Genomic DNA, 14,965 nt, shown 5'->3' on the forward strand with positions numbered 1-14,965 from the left:
AAGTCTCAAATAAGAAACCTCCAAGGTTTCTACAACCTTGGAGGTTTAATCGAGAATACTATCTGCACACCGGATTAAATGAAGTGATAATACGCGTAAATAAGCACAGCCAATACCATGAAGTTAATGATACTGATCGGCAGCATGCGGCTCCAGCCAAGCTTCATCACCTGATTGTATTTGAATCGTGGAATGGTCCAGCGCACCCAGATGTAAACAAAGGCAAAAAACAGTGTTTTTAACGTGAAAATACCCACATCAAGAGCAGCCTTCATGGTACCGCTCAGTTCGGGAAGCCAGTAACCGGCGAATGGGAGGTGATATCCTCCAAAAAAGAATGTGGTAATCAGCATACTGCCGATAACAACATGCATATATTCGGCCAGAAAGAACATTCCAAATTTCATGCCGCTGTATTCCGTATGGAAGCCGCCGACGAGCTCCTGCTCGGCCTCGACAAGGTCGAACGGCGTGCGGTTTGCTTCAGCAAAAGCTGCAACGATGAAGATGACTCCGCCCACCGGATTGCGGAAAATATTCCACCAATATTCCTGGGAGTCAACCAGGTCAAGCATGCTGAGGGAGTTGGAAAACAGGATACAGGAGGCAATGGCCATGCCCATCGGCAGCTCGTAGCTGATCATCTGGGCAGCGGCCCGAAGTCCGCCAAGGAGTGAATATTTGCTGTTGGAGGACCATCCGGCCAGCGTTACGCCATAGACTCCGATCGATGTCATTGCCAAAAGAAAGAGAACGCCTGCGTTTAGATCGGTAACATATAAACCGTCTCCAAACGGAATGACCACGACAGTCATCAAAGCCGTAACCACAGGGATAATGGGAGCGATAGTGTGAATGACTTTGAAACCGTGGGCGGGAGTAACATCCTCCTTCAGGATGAGTTTAAGAACATCGGCAATCGGTTGAAGCAGACCAAACGGACCTACCCGGTTTGGCCCGATTCGATTTTGGATTTGGGCAGCGATGCGTCGCTCAGCGTAAACAGCGAGTGCTGCCGAGTTGAGCAGCATAAATAATGCAGTTCCTAAAACGATATACGAAGTTGTTGTTACCGGCTCCATTCAGTAATTCTTGATTCGTTTTACCTGTAATAAAATACTGTTACGACAGGCGTGATTAATCTTGTCTCAGTTCTTTGTGTTCGAGCGGAAGCTGAATGCCCTGTTCCTCGTCCATTCGTTCGTAGGTAACATCTTCAAAGGCGGGGATGGAGGAGGCAATATCAGCCATTACCGCGCGGGAATGTTCATATTGAAAATTGAGTCCCAGGCGATCTCCCAATTTATTCAGAAAATCCCAAACCGGCAGGCAATCCACTTTGTTTTCTTCGGTTCTCCAGTTGTCAAAATTAGTACCGTAGCGATCAAGGCGGCCTTCCGACATCTCAAGGTTGAGGCTTCGGTTGGTGTACTTGGTCTCTTTAGCCGGCATGGACCGCTGGATGCGTCCGTCAATATTGACGTAACTGGCCGCGTGTTCGGCGACACAAGTGATCGGAATCACCAGGTCAGACTCCTGAACGGTCTCGGTTTTGTTGGTCGCCAGGCTTATAACATAGGGAGCCTGCAGGTCGGCGGAGGTGAGGACCTCGCGATCTACGAGTTCATCCGAAAGCATAATTACCACCTTGGCGGACCCGATCGCTGATTTGAGGGATTTTGAATCTATTTCATCCAGGTCAATCAACCGGCAGCCGTTGGTGTTGGGGGCCTGGTCATCGGTCAGGAGGAAATCGTCACCGTATCCCTCGACGATATGGGGAACAAATTTGGCGGTTTCAACGCCGAGTAGATTGAAAAATTTATTGAACGAGTAGTTCTCTTCAACCGAGGCGTGTGGACTCCCGATAACAAGAATGTCGTCGCTGTCATGGGCTTCCAGAATTTCAGCAAATGTTTCGATGGCGTTATTCCATGAGGTACCGGCTTGCTGTTGCCCGTCAATCTTGAGTGAGGGCCGGGAAACCCGGTTCTCATTAAATTTCTGGTAGGCATCGCGTGCTTCGTCGGGCATCCACCATTCATTGACTTCTTTATTGAAGCGTGGAGTAATCCGCAAAATAAGATTGTCACGCGTCCACAGGTCAATATTGGTACCCTTGCCACTGGTAATATCGATACTGGGAGTTTGATTCATTTCCCACACCCGCGCCTTGAAACGGAAATCGCTCGAAGTCAACGCTCCTACCGGACAGATGTCAACAGTGTTCAGTGAATAGGGATCATCAAATTCTTCGCCCGGAGCAGTAGCGGGGTAATTCTTGTCGCCCCTGGATACAATCGTAAGCTGTTCGGTACCACTGATTTCCTCAGTAAAACGCACACAGCGCGTGCAGTTGATGCAGCGTTCGGCATCGAGCGTAACGCGTGGCCCGAGTTGAACCCGTTTGGGCTTGTGCGCTTTTTGGACTTCAAACCGGCTGCCTTCCGGCCCGTATTTGTAGGTCTGGATCTGCAGCGGACATTCGCCGGCCTGGTCGCAGATCGGGCAGTCCAGCGGGTGGTTAATGAGGATAAATTCGAGATTGTCTTTCTGCGCCCGTTCTACCTCTTCATCCACTTCCTGGGTTTTGACGACCATGCCGTCGCTGACATCCATCTTGCAGGAGGGCTGAAGTTTGGGAAACCAGCGAATTTTTCGTTCTCCGTTTTCATCCAGTTCAAATTCACCCGTTTCACGATCTTTCACGGGCTGTCCCACTTTTACCAGGCACTGCCGGCAGTTGGCCGGTGCAGACATCGAGGGGTGATAACAGAAGTAGGGAACTTCCATGCCCTGATCCATGATAAATTGAAGCAGGGAAGGGCTCCCTTCAAACTCGAACCGTTTTCCATCTATAAATACTTCAGGCATTGTGTAGTTAATCTGTTTATGATGCTTTGAACCTTGTTTTAATTGCTCGTCAGCATCTTAATTATTCTCCTTTAGACTAAAGTTATTAGTTACTTGTTACTGGGAAGATCCGGACCAACAAATAACCAATAACCAATAACTAATAACTAAATCACGCCACGGCGTGTACCGATTTCTTGCACCTGGCCTCAAATTCATCGCGGAACCGGTTGATGGTATGGCGCACGGGCCATGCGGCGGCGTCGGCAAGAGCACAAATCGTTCGCCCTTCCATCTGGGTGGTTAGGTCCAGCAGCAGGTCCAGATCCTTGATCTCCCCTTCGCCGTTTTTAATTTTGATCAGCACTTTTTCGAGCCAGCCGGTTCCTTCGCGGCAGGGGGTGCACTGTCCGCATGACTCGTGATGGTAGAAATGGGCAATCCGCCAGAGCACATCGACCATGTCGGTATCTTCATCCATTACCACCATGCCGGCTGTTCCCATCATGGAACCCGCCTCGCGAAGTGACTCGGCATTCATCGTTACCTCTTCGAGCTGATCGGCCCGCAGCACCGGGGTCGAGGAGCCGCCCGGAATCAGCGCCTTCAATTCCTTGCCACCCCGGATGCCTCCCGCAACGTCGTTGATCAGTTCCATAACCGGTACGCCGCTGGGATATTCATAAACGCCGGGTTGATTCACATGACCGGAAATTCCGTACAAAATTGGACCCGGGTGATCTTCGGCTCCCACACTGGTATACCAGTCGGCACCTCGGTTGATTACGAGCGGCACGTTGGATAATGTCTCAATATTGTTGATAGTCGTTGGCCGTCCCCAAAGTCCTTTCTGAGCAGGGAAGGGGGGCTTCACGCGCGGATATCCCCGCTTGCCCTCCAGTGATTCGAGCATCGCAGTTTCTTCGCCGCAGATATAAGCTCCGGCCCCATAGGTAATTTCAAGATCAACGCTGTAATCGGTTCCTAAAATATTTTCGCCGAGATATCCTTTGTCATAGGCATCATCCACGGCTTTCTGGAACATATCTACCCAGGAGATGTATTCGCCGCGAATATAGACATAAATTGTGGTGATCGACATGGCGTAGGCGGCGATGGCAGCGCCTTCAATGAAAAGGTGGGGATTGTACTCAAAAATCTTGCGATCTTTAAATGTGCCGGGTTCCGACTCGTCTCCATTACATGCCAGGTAACGGGGGCCGCCGTCGGGATCAGGCATGAAGCTCCATTTTAGTCCGGCGTTAAAACCGGCACCGCCCCGACCGCGAATGTTGGCAGCCTTCACCTCGTTGGTGACGTCATCGGGCGACCATTTTTCCTTCTGAAGAACTTTTTTGAGTGCTTCGTAGCCACCGTTTTCCTCGTAGACATCGATTTGTTCGAGTCCGGGGATGTCGGGAATTAATAACGGTTCGTAAGATTTCCAGTCTGAAGCCATAATTACGATGCAGCTTGATTTCGTTTTTCCAGTTGAGGCATCTTCATCGATTCAAACTCAGGCTTTTTGCCCGATTTCAGATCCTCAATCAATTTATCGACTTTCTCCTTGGTCAGGTTGTTGACATATTGCCCGTTGGTAACCTGGAGCATCGGGGCGTAACCACAGGCGCCAAGGCACTCCACTTCCTGCAGGCTGAACATGCCGTCATCAGTGGTTTCTCCCGCCTGGATGCCAAGTTTTTCCTCCAGATATTGCAAGATGTCGTATCCGCCACAGAGCTGGCAGCTCAGGCAGGTACAGACATCCAGCACGTGCTCGCCCATCTCTTCCTTGTAATATTGGGTATAAAAAGTTGCTACTCCGTGTACATGAGATTCAGGCAAATCCAGGGTTTCGGCCACCAGCTTTTGTACCTCGGGCTTCACGTGCCCAAACTTTTTTTGAGCCACCCAAAGGACAGGCAGCGTAGCCGGTTTCACTTCCGGAAACTTGGCTTTTATTTTTTCAATCTGTTTCAGTTCTTCTTCTGAAAATGACAGCTCAGCCATCTATATGAAAATTATAGAGTTATTGATTTGTTGAATGATTGAATATAATTCATTCAACAAATCATAAATTCAAAAATTCAAGAATTTCTATTTGTCCGCTTCTCCCATTACAGGATCTACGCCCCCGATAATAACGACGGTGTCAGCCACCATTTCGCCATCGAGAATCTCTTCGAGTACCTGGAGATTGGCAAACGAAGGAGATTTTATCTTTAACCGCCACGGGTGCCCCGTTCCATCGCTCTGTATGAAATACCCAAGTTCACCCTTGGGGGCTTCAACCGCATGGTAGGATTCGGCTCCTTCGGGCGGACAGATGCCGGTGTCGGTCATCATGAAGTCGTGAATCATCCCCTCCATGGAATAGTAGACTTCATCCTTGGAAGGATAGGCCTGCTTGGCGTTGTCCGTTCGGACGGGACCTTTCGGCAGCTTGTCGAGGCACTGCTGGATGATGCGGATACTTTCCTGCATCTCCTCCATGCGCACGTAATAACGGGCCAGGTTGTCGCCTTCCAGCCGGGTGGGTACTTCAAAATCTACCTCGTCATACCGGGCATAGGGAGCAAATTTCCGGATGTCGTAGGCGTAACCGGACGCGCGCAGGGTGGGGCCGGTAGCCCCCAGTTGAAGGGCGTCTTCCGTTTCCAGGATGCCGATATCCTCATTACGATCAAAGAAAATGCGGTTGCGATCCAACAGCTTGTGCCAGTCTTTCAGTTCCTGTGGAAAACTGTTGGCGAAATCCTTGATCATCGCCATCGCATCGTCAGTAATATCGTTGGCTACCCCGCCAATACGGGCATGTGACACGGTGAAACGGTGACCGGTCAGCTGGTCAAAAATATCGTAGAGTTTTTCTCGTTCGCGGAATGTCCAGATAAAAAAGGAGACGGCCCCGGCATCCATAACCATCGTCCCCAGCCACAGCAGGTGCGAGGAAATCCGGGCCAGCTCGCAGCCAATCATGCGAATGTAGTGGGCCCGTTCGGGAACTTCCACGTCAGCAATTTTTTCGACGGCTGTACAGAGTGCTACATTGTTATTATAGGGAGAGAGGTAGTCCATGCGATCGGTGTAGGGCATGAACTCCTGGTAGGTCTTGTTTTCAGCAATCTTCTCAACACCGCGGTGAAGAAACCCGATATCCACTTTGGTTTTTTCAATAATCTCTCCGTTCAGCTGAATGACCAGGCGCAACACACCATGTGTGGCAGGGTGCTGTGGTCCCATGTTGAGAACCATCTTGGTATTCAGGGGATCCTCGTCCTCAAGCATCTCAATAGTGGTATGCTTGTCTTCAAGGCTTTTGTAGAGCGATTCCTGGTGTTCCTTGAAAAACTTCGGTTTTACCTTGTTTGTAAGATCTTGAATGGCCATAGCTATTCAGTATCGGGAGTTGAGCTTGGAAGTTCAATTGAGCCAGGAATGCCCAGCAGAGGAAATTCTTTTCGCATGGGGAAGTATTCAAAATCTTCCGGCATATATATTCGACGGAAATCAGGGTGACCTGTAAAGCGAATTCCAAACATATCATACGTTTGCCGTTCAAACCAGTTGGCGGCCTTCCAAAGACCGGTCACGCTCTCAATTTCAGGATCCTCTTCAGGCAGCCATACCTTGATAAAAAGGCGGAGCCGGTCACGCAGCGAGAGCAGGTTGTAAATTACCTCAAACCGATCTTCAGAAGTAAAGCGATCGGTCCCGAAAATATCGACCAGATAGATAAAATGATGCTTCTCTTTCAGGTATTGGCAGACATCCACGATGGCATCAGGATCTACGCGAACGAAGGTGTCTCCGGTAGACTGGTACACCTCTACAAGCTTTTCCGAGAACTCTTCGCTGAGGCCATCGATAACACGTTGAAATTGTTCGTTCAGTTCCAGACTCATGTTAGGTATCAAGCGTTATGGAGTGTTCGGTACGTACTTTGTCTTGAATTTTCATAAGGGCGTGGATGAGCGCATCGGGGCGGGGAGGACAACCGGAAATGTAGGCATCGACAGGAAGGAAGTTATCACAGCCTTGAACAACCCCGTAACAGCGGTGCATGCCCCCTGTTGAAGCGCAAGCTCCCATGGCGATACACCATTTGGGATCCGGCATCTGGTCCCACACGCGCCGGATGGCATGGGCCATTTTGTAGTTAACCCATCCGGCTACAATCATGACATCCGCCTGGCGGGGAGAAAAGCGCATCACCTCGGAGCCAAACCGGGAAACGTCATAGCGGGGACCGGCAAACGCCATCATTTCGATAGCGCAACAGGCCAGCCCCATCGGCATTGGCCAGGCGGCGTTGGAGCGCGCCCAGTTTACCAGGGTGTCCAGTTTGGTGGTGAGATAACCTTCACTTAATGTGTTTTCAAGACCCATATAAACTCAATTTTCTAAAATTTTGCGTTTAATATCCCAGTCCAGCGTGCCTTTCTTGAGGGTGTAAATCAAGCCGACAAAAAGTACAAAAATAAAAAATATCATGACCATTAAAGTTCCCGGACCATGATCCAAATATCGTACTGCCCACGGGTAGATAAAAACGACCTCGAGGTCAAATACCAGAAATTCCATAGCCACCATGTAAAAGCTGATCGAATAGCGGTCGCGGGCCTCACCAACCGGATCCATGCCACTTTCATACGGTTCCAGCTTCGTTAAATTAGGCCGGTAGGGCCCCACAACACGGGCAAGAACGTTCAGCAGTACCGCCAGCCCGATGGCAACAGAAGCAGTAATTACAATGGGTATATAATTTTCTAGCATAACATTGTTCTGGTTCAATAACGGAACGAGAAATTAGGGTCATTACGATGCAATGTCAACGCAATTGCAGGCAGCGAATATAGGACTCTGGGAGTTAATTTGAGAATAATTTAGGTAGAAACTTTTTATTTAGAATTCATATAAATAAGGTTGTTTTCTCCGGTTCTCCATGCCGCCTGGTAGTGGTGTTAGCAGGTTGAGTGAATCAGGGCTCCCACCGGCCGGTCTTTCCGCAATTCGTTGTATTTATCTACCGCTTTTTCTGACTGCAGAATGTGATATTCAACCCCGTTATTTTGGAGCATACGCTCGGTTTCCGATTTTACCTGCAGCCGTTGATTGATCCCTTTTGAAAGAATTACCACTTCCGCATTGTGCTCGAGAAGTTCTCCAACATCTGCGGGCTGAATGCCGGGCACATGACTGGTTCCGGTCTCATTCCAGTCCCACTCGCGGGAACCCCCCGGGTACAATTTTACATCCTTGTAGCGCTGTCCACCGGAAAGTTCAACCGTTCCCCACCGCAATTTGGATATCTCGGGTGATATCTGTTCCTTTCGCATGATTATTCAGTCCCTTTGTTCAGGTTTTAATAAAATGAACACAGCTGTCAGACTAATCGTTTAAATAAGTGGGGTAAATGGTTTAAGTGTAAGCTAAAAATCTGTAACTTAGACGCCATAGTAACCGCAGTTATCAACCCAAAGTTTTAGGTACCATTGGATAAAATAAAGATGGAAATACTCGGGCTTTCCACAAGTCCAAGCAGCGGCGGGGCATATGCTTTAATACTGAACGAGGTTCATGGTAACCGGCGCCTGCCCATTATTATCGGGACGTTTGAGGCGCAGGCGATAGCGCTGGAGCTCGAGCATATCAAGCCACCACGCCCTATGACACATGACCTGCTTAAAAATATTATCCAAAGTTTTGGGGCTGAGATGGAACAGGTTTTTATAAATGATCTGAGCGAGGGCACCTTCTATGCCCAGATCATTTACAATAAAAATGGTGAACATATGGAGCTCGATGCCAGGCCCAGCGACGCTATTGCCCTGGCTATCCGGTTTGATGCCTCGATATATGTAGCCGATACCATCCTGGAAGAGGCCGGCATCATCTCGGAGTCGGAGGAGAGCCAGGGAGACATTTCGACCCTTCGCGAGGAAAAGCCCGCCAGTGAAATGACCAAGCTGGAAAAGCTTGAGAATGAACTCCAGACCGCCATCGACACGGAAAATTATGAAAAAGCCGCGCGCCTCCGTGATGAGATTAAAAAGCTTAAAGGATAGCAGTTGCAGTTAAAAAATTATCCATTCAACAAGTTACCGTTTACCAAACTTTTCAGAACATATGTGAGTGAGTACGCTCAGCTGTCCGATTTCTATTCGGCTAATCCATTTGACATGGACGCCCTTCAACAGCATGCTGAACGCATTACAGCTCCCCAGGACCGGGCGGAAACCGCTGAGCTGCTCAAACAGTTTAACGAGCGGTTCAATCTGCATGCAAACGCCTTGAAGAATATTGACCGGTTGCGTGAAGATCGCTCGCTGGCACTGGTTACCGGCCAGCAGGTGGGGATTTTCGGGGGCCCGCTGTTTACCATCCTCAAAACGGTCACGACCATTCACCTGGCAGATACCCTGGAGCAAACACTCGATCGGCCCGTCATTCCAGTGTTTTGGCTGGCGGATGAAGATCACGACTATGATGAGGTAAAGCATGTGCGCCTGCTCAACCATGATGACCTGAAGACGCATGCCCTTGAATACAACCGAAACAGCTACCCGCCCGTTGCCGAACTCACCCTGGATGACTCATTCTATTTATTTAAAAATGAGATTGAAAACGATCTTTTTGAGACCGATTTCACCGCCGACCTGTGGGCGCTGCTGAATTCCTGCTACACCAATGGCACACGGCTGGATACCGCCTTTGGCCAGCTAATCGCGGAGTTGTTCTCAAAACACGGGCTTATTCTGGCCGGGAGTAACTGCAACTCGATCAAGCAGAGGGCGCGCCATTGCATGAAATACGCTATTGAAGAGGCTGACCAAATTCGGGAAGCCCTGGAGCAGCAATCATCAGAACTGGAAACTAACTACCACCGGCAGGCCACTGTCTACGATTCCAACCTGTTCTACCTGGATGAGGAAGCCGGAAGGACCAAAATTTTGCGGAACGGGCAGAGCTGGAAGACCGACAGTGGTCGTGAATGGTCTACGGCGCAGTTGCTGGATCTTATTGACGAGGATCCGGAAAAATTTTCTCCGAATGTATTTCTCCGGCCGATCCTGCAGGACCTGATGGTACCCACCCTCGGCTATGTAGCCGGACCCGGAGAACTGGCATACTACGGCCAGATGAAAAAGATGTATGAACTGTTTGAACGCAGCATGCCCGCCATTTTTCCCCGGATGAGTGCCACAATCATTGAGCCCGCGATAAGTCGAATCCTGGATGAACTGCCGTTTGAGGTGGGAGAGTACGAGCAGCGTATCGAGGATCTTGAATCGGCGTATGTCGACCAGACGGAGCGGCATGATATCGAAGCTATATTTGGCGACTGGAAAGAAAAAGTAAAACAAATAGCGGAGGGACATACCTCGGAGATCAGGGAGATCGATCCGACCCTGGAAGGGGCGGCCGGGAAGGCTACGGCGGTCTACTTTGGGGAACTCGACAAGCTGAAAGGCAAGGTATACCGATCCGTAAAACAGCAGGAAGAGACGCAGCTGAAGCGCATCCGCAGGATCAAGGCAAACCTCTACCCGGAGGGAGCCCTGCAGGAACGTACGGTTTCATTCATCTACTTTATGAATAAGTACGGGATGGATATCTGGGATCAGCTCCTTGACACGCTGGAAGAGAAAGAACGGCTGGATCAGCATAAATTAATCTATTTGTAGCGTTCAGATGAGTATTAAAGAAAAAAAGGAGGAGCTTCGCAGCCGGCTGTTGAATCTCCGTGCCGGCCTCCCTGAGCCGGATTACCAGAAAGCTTCCGAAAATATAACGGCCCGCCTTCAGACACTTCCGGAGTTCAAGAGCAGCCGTACGGTCCACTGCTACGTTTCGATGAACAGCCGCCGTGAAGTGGACACCCACGCCCTGCTGCGCTGGATGCTTGCATCTAACAAGCGGGTTGTTGTGCCGGTCACGGATATCGAAACCACAGAGCTCCGACATGTTGAACTGCATTCTTTTGAGTCGCTTCAGCGAAATGAGTGGGGCGTGCTGGAGCCCGCCAATGGAAGAGAGGTACAGCCGGATGAGCTCGATTTTGTAATCGTACCGATGGTGGGTGCGGACCTGGAACGCAATCGAATTGGCTATGGGAAGGGATTTTACGACCGTTTTCTGGCGAACACGGAGGCCCCGTCGGCAGGGTTATGCTTTGAAGAGTGCATCGTTGAATCGATACCCACCGAGCCGTATGATGTGAAAGTTGCGGCGGTAGTGACGGAACGGCGAGTTATCAGGTGATGGCCGGTTATCCCCATTGTTCAAGCAGGTAGGCCACTCCGATGCCCAGGGCGATTGACAGGGCAAAGCTCAACAGCGTGCCGATCAAAATATATTCCGCTTCTTTACGCTCCCTGTTCCCATCCAGCTTGCCACTAAATCGAAAGATCGATTTGGCCGCAATGAGGAATCCGATGGCCCCGTACTGTTCCAGCAGGATAAAAGTGAGTATAATAAACCGTTCTGTCCAGCCGATCCACATGCCCGCATTTTGGAGACCCGCAAGCTGTTGAGAGTCGCCGGAGGCCAGTTCCCGCTGCCAGCGCCTGGTGATGATGGCGATCAGGTAGCCAAACGGCCAGGTTGCAGCAAGATAACTGATCAAGATAATCCAGAATGGGGGTGAAGTGAACACCGATTCTATAAACTGGATCGCTTCTGTAGTAATGCCGATATAAAAAATCCAACCTGTCAGAATCATCAACAGGTGGGCCATCTGGTCAAGGATGAAATACCGGGCGCGCTGCGGGCGACCCGATTTCCACCAATCGATGGCAAAATGAGTACCAGTGATAAAAAGTGGCAATAGAATATTGGACCAGTCTGCGAGAAAGAGGTAGGTCAACACTCCCACAATACCAACATGATAGTACAGCTGCGGTGCCCGAACGCCACGAATATTCTTTTTGTGGATCCAGTGCTCGGGCTGCAGCAGGAAATCGGCCAGCAGGTGGGCCGTTACTATGCGCAGCAGGATCAGTATTTCGGGTTGACTAATCATGTCTTGAGTTGCTTCCGGATGATAAATTGATAGCGATCTAAAAACTTTTTAACGGCATGCCAGCCGGCGCCCTTTACGCGGTAATGGACCGCTGCCTGCGAAATGCCGAATTCCCTGCCAATCGTTTTTCTGGATTTACCCTCAATCAGCTCAAGCACAATTTCCGCCTGGTTGGGTGACCATTTGGCGATGATCGCATCCAGCAGGGCAGATTGTACGCTTAACTCTTTGTTGACCTCGTCCCACGGGGTGTTGACAATGAGCCGCTGTTCGGTTTTCATCTTGTCGAGCAGGGGGCCCGAACGCCGGTAAGCCTCGCCATCTCCTTCTGAAACTTCATCCGGGAGATAGTCGATGGGACCTACCCCGATCGCGGTCCGGGCATCCCAGCTGATGGTGCTGCTCTCGGGCTGTGCTTTGCGAAGGCTGGCACGTATAACGAGACTGGTCAGCAGCGCAAATGAGGGATCGGTGATTACTCCCTGAAAGCTGTCTCCCCGGTAAATATCAAAGGATACAGAGCAGTTTTTTTTACGGGTCAGGGTTCCTGCCAGGCTAAACGCTTCTTTCAGAGTGTCGATCAACAGATCGCGGTATGCGCGATCTACCTTCGAGGAATCTACGACATCTCCGGTGATTACCGCGTATATTGATTCTTTGTTCTTCATTCAGCTAATTTTCGCCTGTTTCAGGTTGAAAAGCGATTCTCCACATATCCAAGTTAACCCGGTTAGCAATATAAGCCTTTACGCTTAAAAATCAATTATTTAAGTAATAAGACTTAAAATAATTTATTTTAAGTCTCGAAGCTTAACTATTGCGAAATTGAAATATCAGGTGGTCCGCCATCAGGATCAACCCGCCGACTATACCCAGCACCGTAATGCTCAGGAGCGGCTCCCAGATTACAAATCCGCCAATTGTGCCCAGAACTGCACCAAGGTACTGGATATATTTCAACTGCTCATTGGTAGCGCCGCGAATAATATTGGTGAGTTTCTGTTCGTCATATTCGTTTAATTTTTCCTCGACAAGCGCCTGCACATCAAGCTGATTTACAAGGTGATACAGCAGGGAGGTGACAATATTTTCGATGGCATCGCTGTGCTTTTCAAGGGAGGAGGGGAGGCGATCGAGCAGGTCATCCACCTTGTCGAGCCCTCTCTCCACCGAACCGGGCAGGCGGATAAGAGCCTCTTCAATAATTTTTTGCATCTCTTGTCCCCGGATAAATGAATATGCTTTCAGGGCCACTTTTTCAATCGACTTATTCTCTACGGCTTCTTCTATTTGAAGCAGAATTTTTTCTGCAATAGCAGAACGGATCTCCTGGTCGGCGATCATCTCATCGACGTATTCGACGACCCAGGTTTTTAATTCCTCCCGGAAGGAGGGATCATCGATAATGCTTTTCAGGTATGCGGTGGCTTCTTCGCGGTAGCGGCTTATAAGCTGTGATTCATGGATCTTTTGCTTGATGATTTCCGGGTTGATCAGGTCGTCGGAGACCGCCCGTGAGAGTCGCCAGGCAATCCGCTCTTTTTGAGCAGGGATGAGACCATACCCCAGTATAGGCCGCTTTTGGGAAGGCTTGAAGAGCATGGTGATGGCAAGCCAGTTGGTAAAGAAGCCGATCAGTCCACTGATACTCAATATCCTGAGCAAGCCTTCAAGCTGAAGCTGTAAACCCATTGGTGAAAGCTGCAGATTCTGAAAGTCCCAGAAAAAGGAGGTTACAAACATTGATGCCAGCAGATAGGGGAAAAAGCCGAGCAGTGCCAGCCAGCCTTTGTGCCGATATTCAAACCGGGCGGGTGGAACCTCCGGTTTAGCGGCGGTTTCCTTCGGCAGTTCCACAACAGCATAGCGCGATACAATATCCCACAGATTGCGGGCGTACGTTTTGGTCTTGCTTTTAGCGACCTCAAAAGCACTTTGGTTGCCGGGTTCCGTTACTGGAGGCTGTTCACTCATGGGTATCCACTGTTAAATCCAGATCCGTGAAGTTGCAAGATCACTGCGAGATGCAAACCACGATGTTCCGATTGCGTTTTCAAAAAAAACCACAACCCACAATCCATGACCCATGATCCATGACTAAACAAAATCAAGGTAAAAATCTTCCCGCTGCCGCATCTCCAGTCGATCTTCTTCGGTGCGGTCATCATATCCAGCCAGGTGTAAAAGGCCGTGAATCAGCACGCGCTTGAATTCCGTGACTTCATCCTGACCAAGCTCCTCTGCCTGTTCGGCAATTCGCTGGGCGCAACAGAACAGGGTTCCTTCGATATCAATGGAAGATGGGTCCTCATCGTAGCGAAAGGTAATGATATCAGTCACATAGTCGTGGTCAAGATGTTTGATGTTGACCTCTTTGATCGTTTCCTCATCCACGTACACCAGCTCAAGCATGCTAAACGAACAGGCTTCCTGCCGGGCGACCTCGGAAATACATTTGCGGGCTATTCGCTCATTGACAGGCACCGGGCGGCCCGACTCGTTAAACAGGTCTACATCCGTCTCTTTAAGCGGCATACGGTAAAATCCTTTATCCCTTTAATCTTCTTCCTCATCGTCAAAAGAGAAGTCATCCAGGTCGATCGATTCCGTAAGGGAGAGGGCAATGGCGCACATCATAAGGTCTTCCGGAAGCTGGGTGAAGTCGCTGTTCAGAATGGCCTCTTCCACATTGGCATAGAGGCTGCATCCGGCCCCTTGCTCTACAATAAGTCCGGAGGTCATGTTCTGCTGCCGCCCAAAGAACGTAACCTGTTTGAGCATGTCGCTGGCAATGAAGGCGGTGCAGTTGTGCAATTGCAGGAAGGTATTTTGGGCATACACCGACACCATATTCATCCGCTGGTCATTGACCTCCATCCCGAGGTGAATTTCCAGTGCCAGCCGCCGCCCCTCCGCCTGGTCGGAGACTTCAAACCGGAATACGTCATTTCCAAGGGGCTTGGCCTTTGTCTGCAGGACCTCGGCGATGGCATCAATATTTTCTTTAGTGAATTCGTGTATCATGGTTTTGTTAACCTGTTCGACTATTTCAACATGCTCAATATACGGTGCCTGTCGGTAATAAGA

At 49.8% G+C, this 14,965-nt stretch carries 17 protein-coding genes; 3 read left to right on the forward strand and 14 right to left on the reverse strand.

Going from position 1 to position 14,965, the window contains the following annotated elements; genetic code table 11:
• Nucleotides 1-74: 74 nt before the first annotated feature.
• The 9 genes from nuoH to ACG2F4_RS13605 all read right to left on the reverse strand — a co-directional run bounded on the left by nuoH (nucleotide 75) and on the right by ACG2F4_RS13605 (nucleotide 8,192).
• Entirely contained in the window at nucleotides 75-1,082 is a 1,008-nt protein-coding gene (gene nuoH / locus ACG2F4_RS13565; protein WP_395261419.1) for an NADH-quinone oxidoreductase subunit NuoH, read from the reverse strand.
• A 55-nt stretch (nucleotides 1,083-1,137) separates the two neighbouring features.
• Nucleotides 1,138-2,874: a molybdopterin-dependent oxidoreductase gene (locus tag ACG2F4_RS13570; protein ID WP_395261420.1), complete on the reverse strand. Its 1,737-nt coding sequence runs from the start codon at nucleotides 2,872-2,874 to the stop codon at nucleotides 1,138-1,140.
• Nucleotides 2,875-3,025: 151 nt separating this feature from the next.
• A complete protein-coding gene (gene nuoF / locus ACG2F4_RS13575; RefSeq protein ID WP_395261421.1) occupies nucleotides 3,026-4,312 on the reverse strand; it encodes an NADH-quinone oxidoreductase subunit NuoF in 1,287 nt (428 codons plus the stop codon).
• A 2-nt stretch (nucleotides 4,313-4,314) separates the two neighbouring features.
• Complete coding sequence (gene nuoE / locus ACG2F4_RS13580; protein WP_395261422.1) at nucleotides 4,315-4,863, reverse strand: NADH-quinone oxidoreductase subunit NuoE; 549 nt, start codon at nucleotides 4,861-4,863, stop codon at nucleotides 4,315-4,317.
• Nucleotides 4,864-4,950: 87 nt separating this feature from the next.
• The gene (gene nuoD / locus ACG2F4_RS13585) at nucleotides 4,951-6,243 is read right to left on the reverse strand and encodes an NADH dehydrogenase (quinone) subunit D (protein WP_395261423.1); all 1,293 of its coding nucleotides are present in this window, start codon (nucleotides 6,241-6,243) and stop codon (nucleotides 4,951-4,953) included.
• A 2-nt stretch (nucleotides 6,244-6,245) separates the two neighbouring features.
• Nucleotides 6,246-6,758, reverse strand: a complete 513-nt coding sequence (locus tag ACG2F4_RS13590; protein ID WP_395261424.1) for an NADH-quinone oxidoreductase subunit C — start codon at nucleotides 6,756-6,758, stop codon at nucleotides 6,246-6,248.
• 1 nt (nucleotide 6,759) lies between these two features.
• Nucleotides 6,760-7,242 (reverse strand): NADH-quinone oxidoreductase subunit B, encoded by a 483-nt coding sequence (locus tag ACG2F4_RS13595; RefSeq protein ID WP_395261425.1) that lies wholly within the window; start codon nucleotides 7,240-7,242, stop codon nucleotides 6,760-6,762.
• A 6-nt stretch (nucleotides 7,243-7,248) separates the two neighbouring features.
• Nucleotides 7,249-7,629: an NADH-quinone oxidoreductase subunit A gene (locus ACG2F4_RS13600; protein ID WP_395261426.1), complete on the reverse strand. Its 381-nt coding sequence runs from the start codon at nucleotides 7,627-7,629 to the stop codon at nucleotides 7,249-7,251.
• Between the two features lie 188 nt (nucleotides 7,630-7,817).
• Nucleotides 7,818-8,192, reverse strand: a complete 375-nt coding sequence (locus ACG2F4_RS13605; RefSeq protein WP_395261427.1) for an Mth938-like domain-containing protein — start codon at nucleotides 8,190-8,192, stop codon at nucleotides 7,818-7,820.
• Between the two features lie 156 nt (nucleotides 8,193-8,348).
• Here ACG2F4_RS13605 and ACG2F4_RS13610 point away from each other — a divergent pair, with 156 nt between their 5' ends.
• From ACG2F4_RS13610 to ACG2F4_RS13620, 3 genes are read left to right on the forward strand one after another with little or no spacing between them, the layout of a single operon-like run.
• Nucleotides 8,349-8,921 (forward strand): bifunctional nuclease domain-containing protein, encoded by a 573-nt coding sequence (locus ACG2F4_RS13610; protein WP_395261428.1) that lies wholly within the window; start codon nucleotides 8,349-8,351, stop codon nucleotides 8,919-8,921.
• 3 nt (nucleotides 8,922-8,924) lie between these two features.
• Nucleotides 8,925-10,541, forward strand: a complete 1,617-nt coding sequence (bshC, locus tag ACG2F4_RS13615) for a bacillithiol biosynthesis cysteine-adding enzyme BshC (protein ID WP_395261429.1) — start codon at nucleotides 8,925-8,927, stop codon at nucleotides 10,539-10,541.
• Nucleotides 10,542-10,548: 7 nt separating this feature from the next.
• Nucleotides 10,549-11,118, forward strand: coding sequence for a 5-formyltetrahydrofolate cyclo-ligase (locus ACG2F4_RS13620; protein WP_395261430.1), 570 nt, complete (start codon nucleotides 10,549-10,551; stop codon nucleotides 11,116-11,118).
• Nucleotides 11,119-11,125: 7 nt separating this feature from the next.
• Here ACG2F4_RS13620 and ACG2F4_RS13625 read toward each other — a convergent pair whose 3' ends face one another.
• The 5 genes from ACG2F4_RS13625 to ACG2F4_RS13645 all read right to left on the reverse strand — a co-directional run bounded on the left by ACG2F4_RS13625 (nucleotide 11,126) and on the right by ACG2F4_RS13645 (nucleotide 14,902).
• Nucleotides 11,126-11,878 (reverse strand): DUF3307 domain-containing protein, encoded by a 753-nt coding sequence (locus ACG2F4_RS13625; protein ID WP_395261431.1) that lies wholly within the window; start codon nucleotides 11,876-11,878, stop codon nucleotides 11,126-11,128.
• Nucleotides 11,875-12,546: a hypothetical protein gene (locus ACG2F4_RS13630; protein ID WP_395261432.1), complete on the reverse strand. Its 672-nt coding sequence runs from the start codon at nucleotides 12,544-12,546 to the stop codon at nucleotides 11,875-11,877. The genes ACG2F4_RS13625 and ACG2F4_RS13630 overlap by 4 nt, the downstream gene beginning before the upstream one ends.
• 142 nt (nucleotides 12,547-12,688) lie before the next feature.
• On the reverse strand, nucleotides 12,689-13,852 hold the full coding sequence (locus ACG2F4_RS13635) for a DUF445 domain-containing protein (RefSeq protein WP_395261433.1): 1,164 nt from the start codon (nucleotides 13,850-13,852) through the stop codon (nucleotides 12,689-12,691).
• A gap of 123 nt (nucleotides 13,853-13,975) precedes the next feature.
• Nucleotides 13,976-14,413: an rRNA maturation RNase YbeY gene (gene ybeY / locus ACG2F4_RS13640; protein ID WP_395261434.1), complete on the reverse strand. Its 438-nt coding sequence runs from the start codon at nucleotides 14,411-14,413 to the stop codon at nucleotides 13,976-13,978.
• 21 nt (nucleotides 14,414-14,434) lie between these two features.
• Entirely contained in the window at nucleotides 14,435-14,902 is a 468-nt protein-coding gene (locus ACG2F4_RS13645; RefSeq protein WP_395261435.1) for a hypothetical protein, read from the reverse strand.
• Nucleotides 14,903-14,965: the final 63 nt, after the last annotated feature.

The organism is Halalkalibaculum sp. DA3122 (assembly GCF_043951865.1).
Classification (GTDB): domain Bacteria; phylum Bacteroidota; class Rhodothermia; order Balneolales; family Balneolaceae; genus JAMQKA01.

Coding starts and splice junctions, on each gene's coding strand:
- ACG2F4_RS13605 (WP_395261427.1), bottom strand. CDS start 8,192: ATGCGAAAGGAACAGATATCACCCGAGATATCCAAATTGCGGTGGGGA.
- ACG2F4_RS13570 (WP_395261420.1), bottom strand. CDS start 2,874: ATGCCTGAAGTATTTATAGATGGAAAACGGTTCGAGTTTGAAGGGAGC.
- ACG2F4_RS13590 (WP_395261424.1), bottom strand. CDS start 6,758: ATGAGTCTGGAACTGAACGAACAATTTCAACGTGTTATCGATGGCCTC.
- nuoD (WP_395261423.1), bottom strand. CDS start 6,243: ATGGCCATTCAAGATCTTACAAACAAGGTAAAACCGAAGTTTTTCAAG.
- nuoF (WP_395261421.1), bottom strand. CDS start 4,312: ATGGCTTCAGACTGGAAATCTTACGAACCGTTATTAATTCCCGACATC.
- ybeY (WP_395261434.1), bottom strand. CDS start 14,413: ATGCCGCTTAAAGAGACGGATGTAGACCTGTTTAACGAGTCGGGCCGC.
- ACG2F4_RS13630 (WP_395261432.1), bottom strand. CDS start 12,546: ATGAAGAACAAAGAATCAATATACGCGGTAATCACCGGAGATGTCGTA.
- ACG2F4_RS13625 (WP_395261431.1), bottom strand. CDS start 11,878: ATGATTAGTCAACCCGAAATACTGATCCTGCTGCGCATAGTAACGGCC.
- ACG2F4_RS13645 (WP_395261435.1), bottom strand. CDS start 14,902: ATGATACACGAATTCACTAAAGAAAATATTGATGCCATCGCCGAGGTC.
- ACG2F4_RS13620 (WP_395261430.1), top strand. CDS start 10,549: ATGAGTATTAAAGAAAAAAAGGAGGAGCTTCGCAGCCGGCTGTTGAAT.
- nuoH (WP_395261419.1), bottom strand. CDS start 1,082: ATGGAGCCGGTAACAACAACTTCGTATATCGTTTTAGGAACTGCATTA.
- ACG2F4_RS13635 (WP_395261433.1), bottom strand. CDS start 13,852: ATGAGTGAACAGCCTCCAGTAACGGAACCCGGCAACCAAAGTGCTTTT.
- ACG2F4_RS13595 (WP_395261425.1), bottom strand. CDS start 7,242: ATGGGTCTTGAAAACACATTAAGTGAAGGTTATCTCACCACCAAACTG.
- nuoE (WP_395261422.1), bottom strand. CDS start 4,863: ATGGCTGAGCTGTCATTTTCAGAAGAAGAACTGAAACAGATTGAAAAA.
- ACG2F4_RS13600 (WP_395261426.1), bottom strand. CDS start 7,629: ATGCTAGAAAATTATATACCCATTGTAATTACTGCTTCTGTTGCCATC.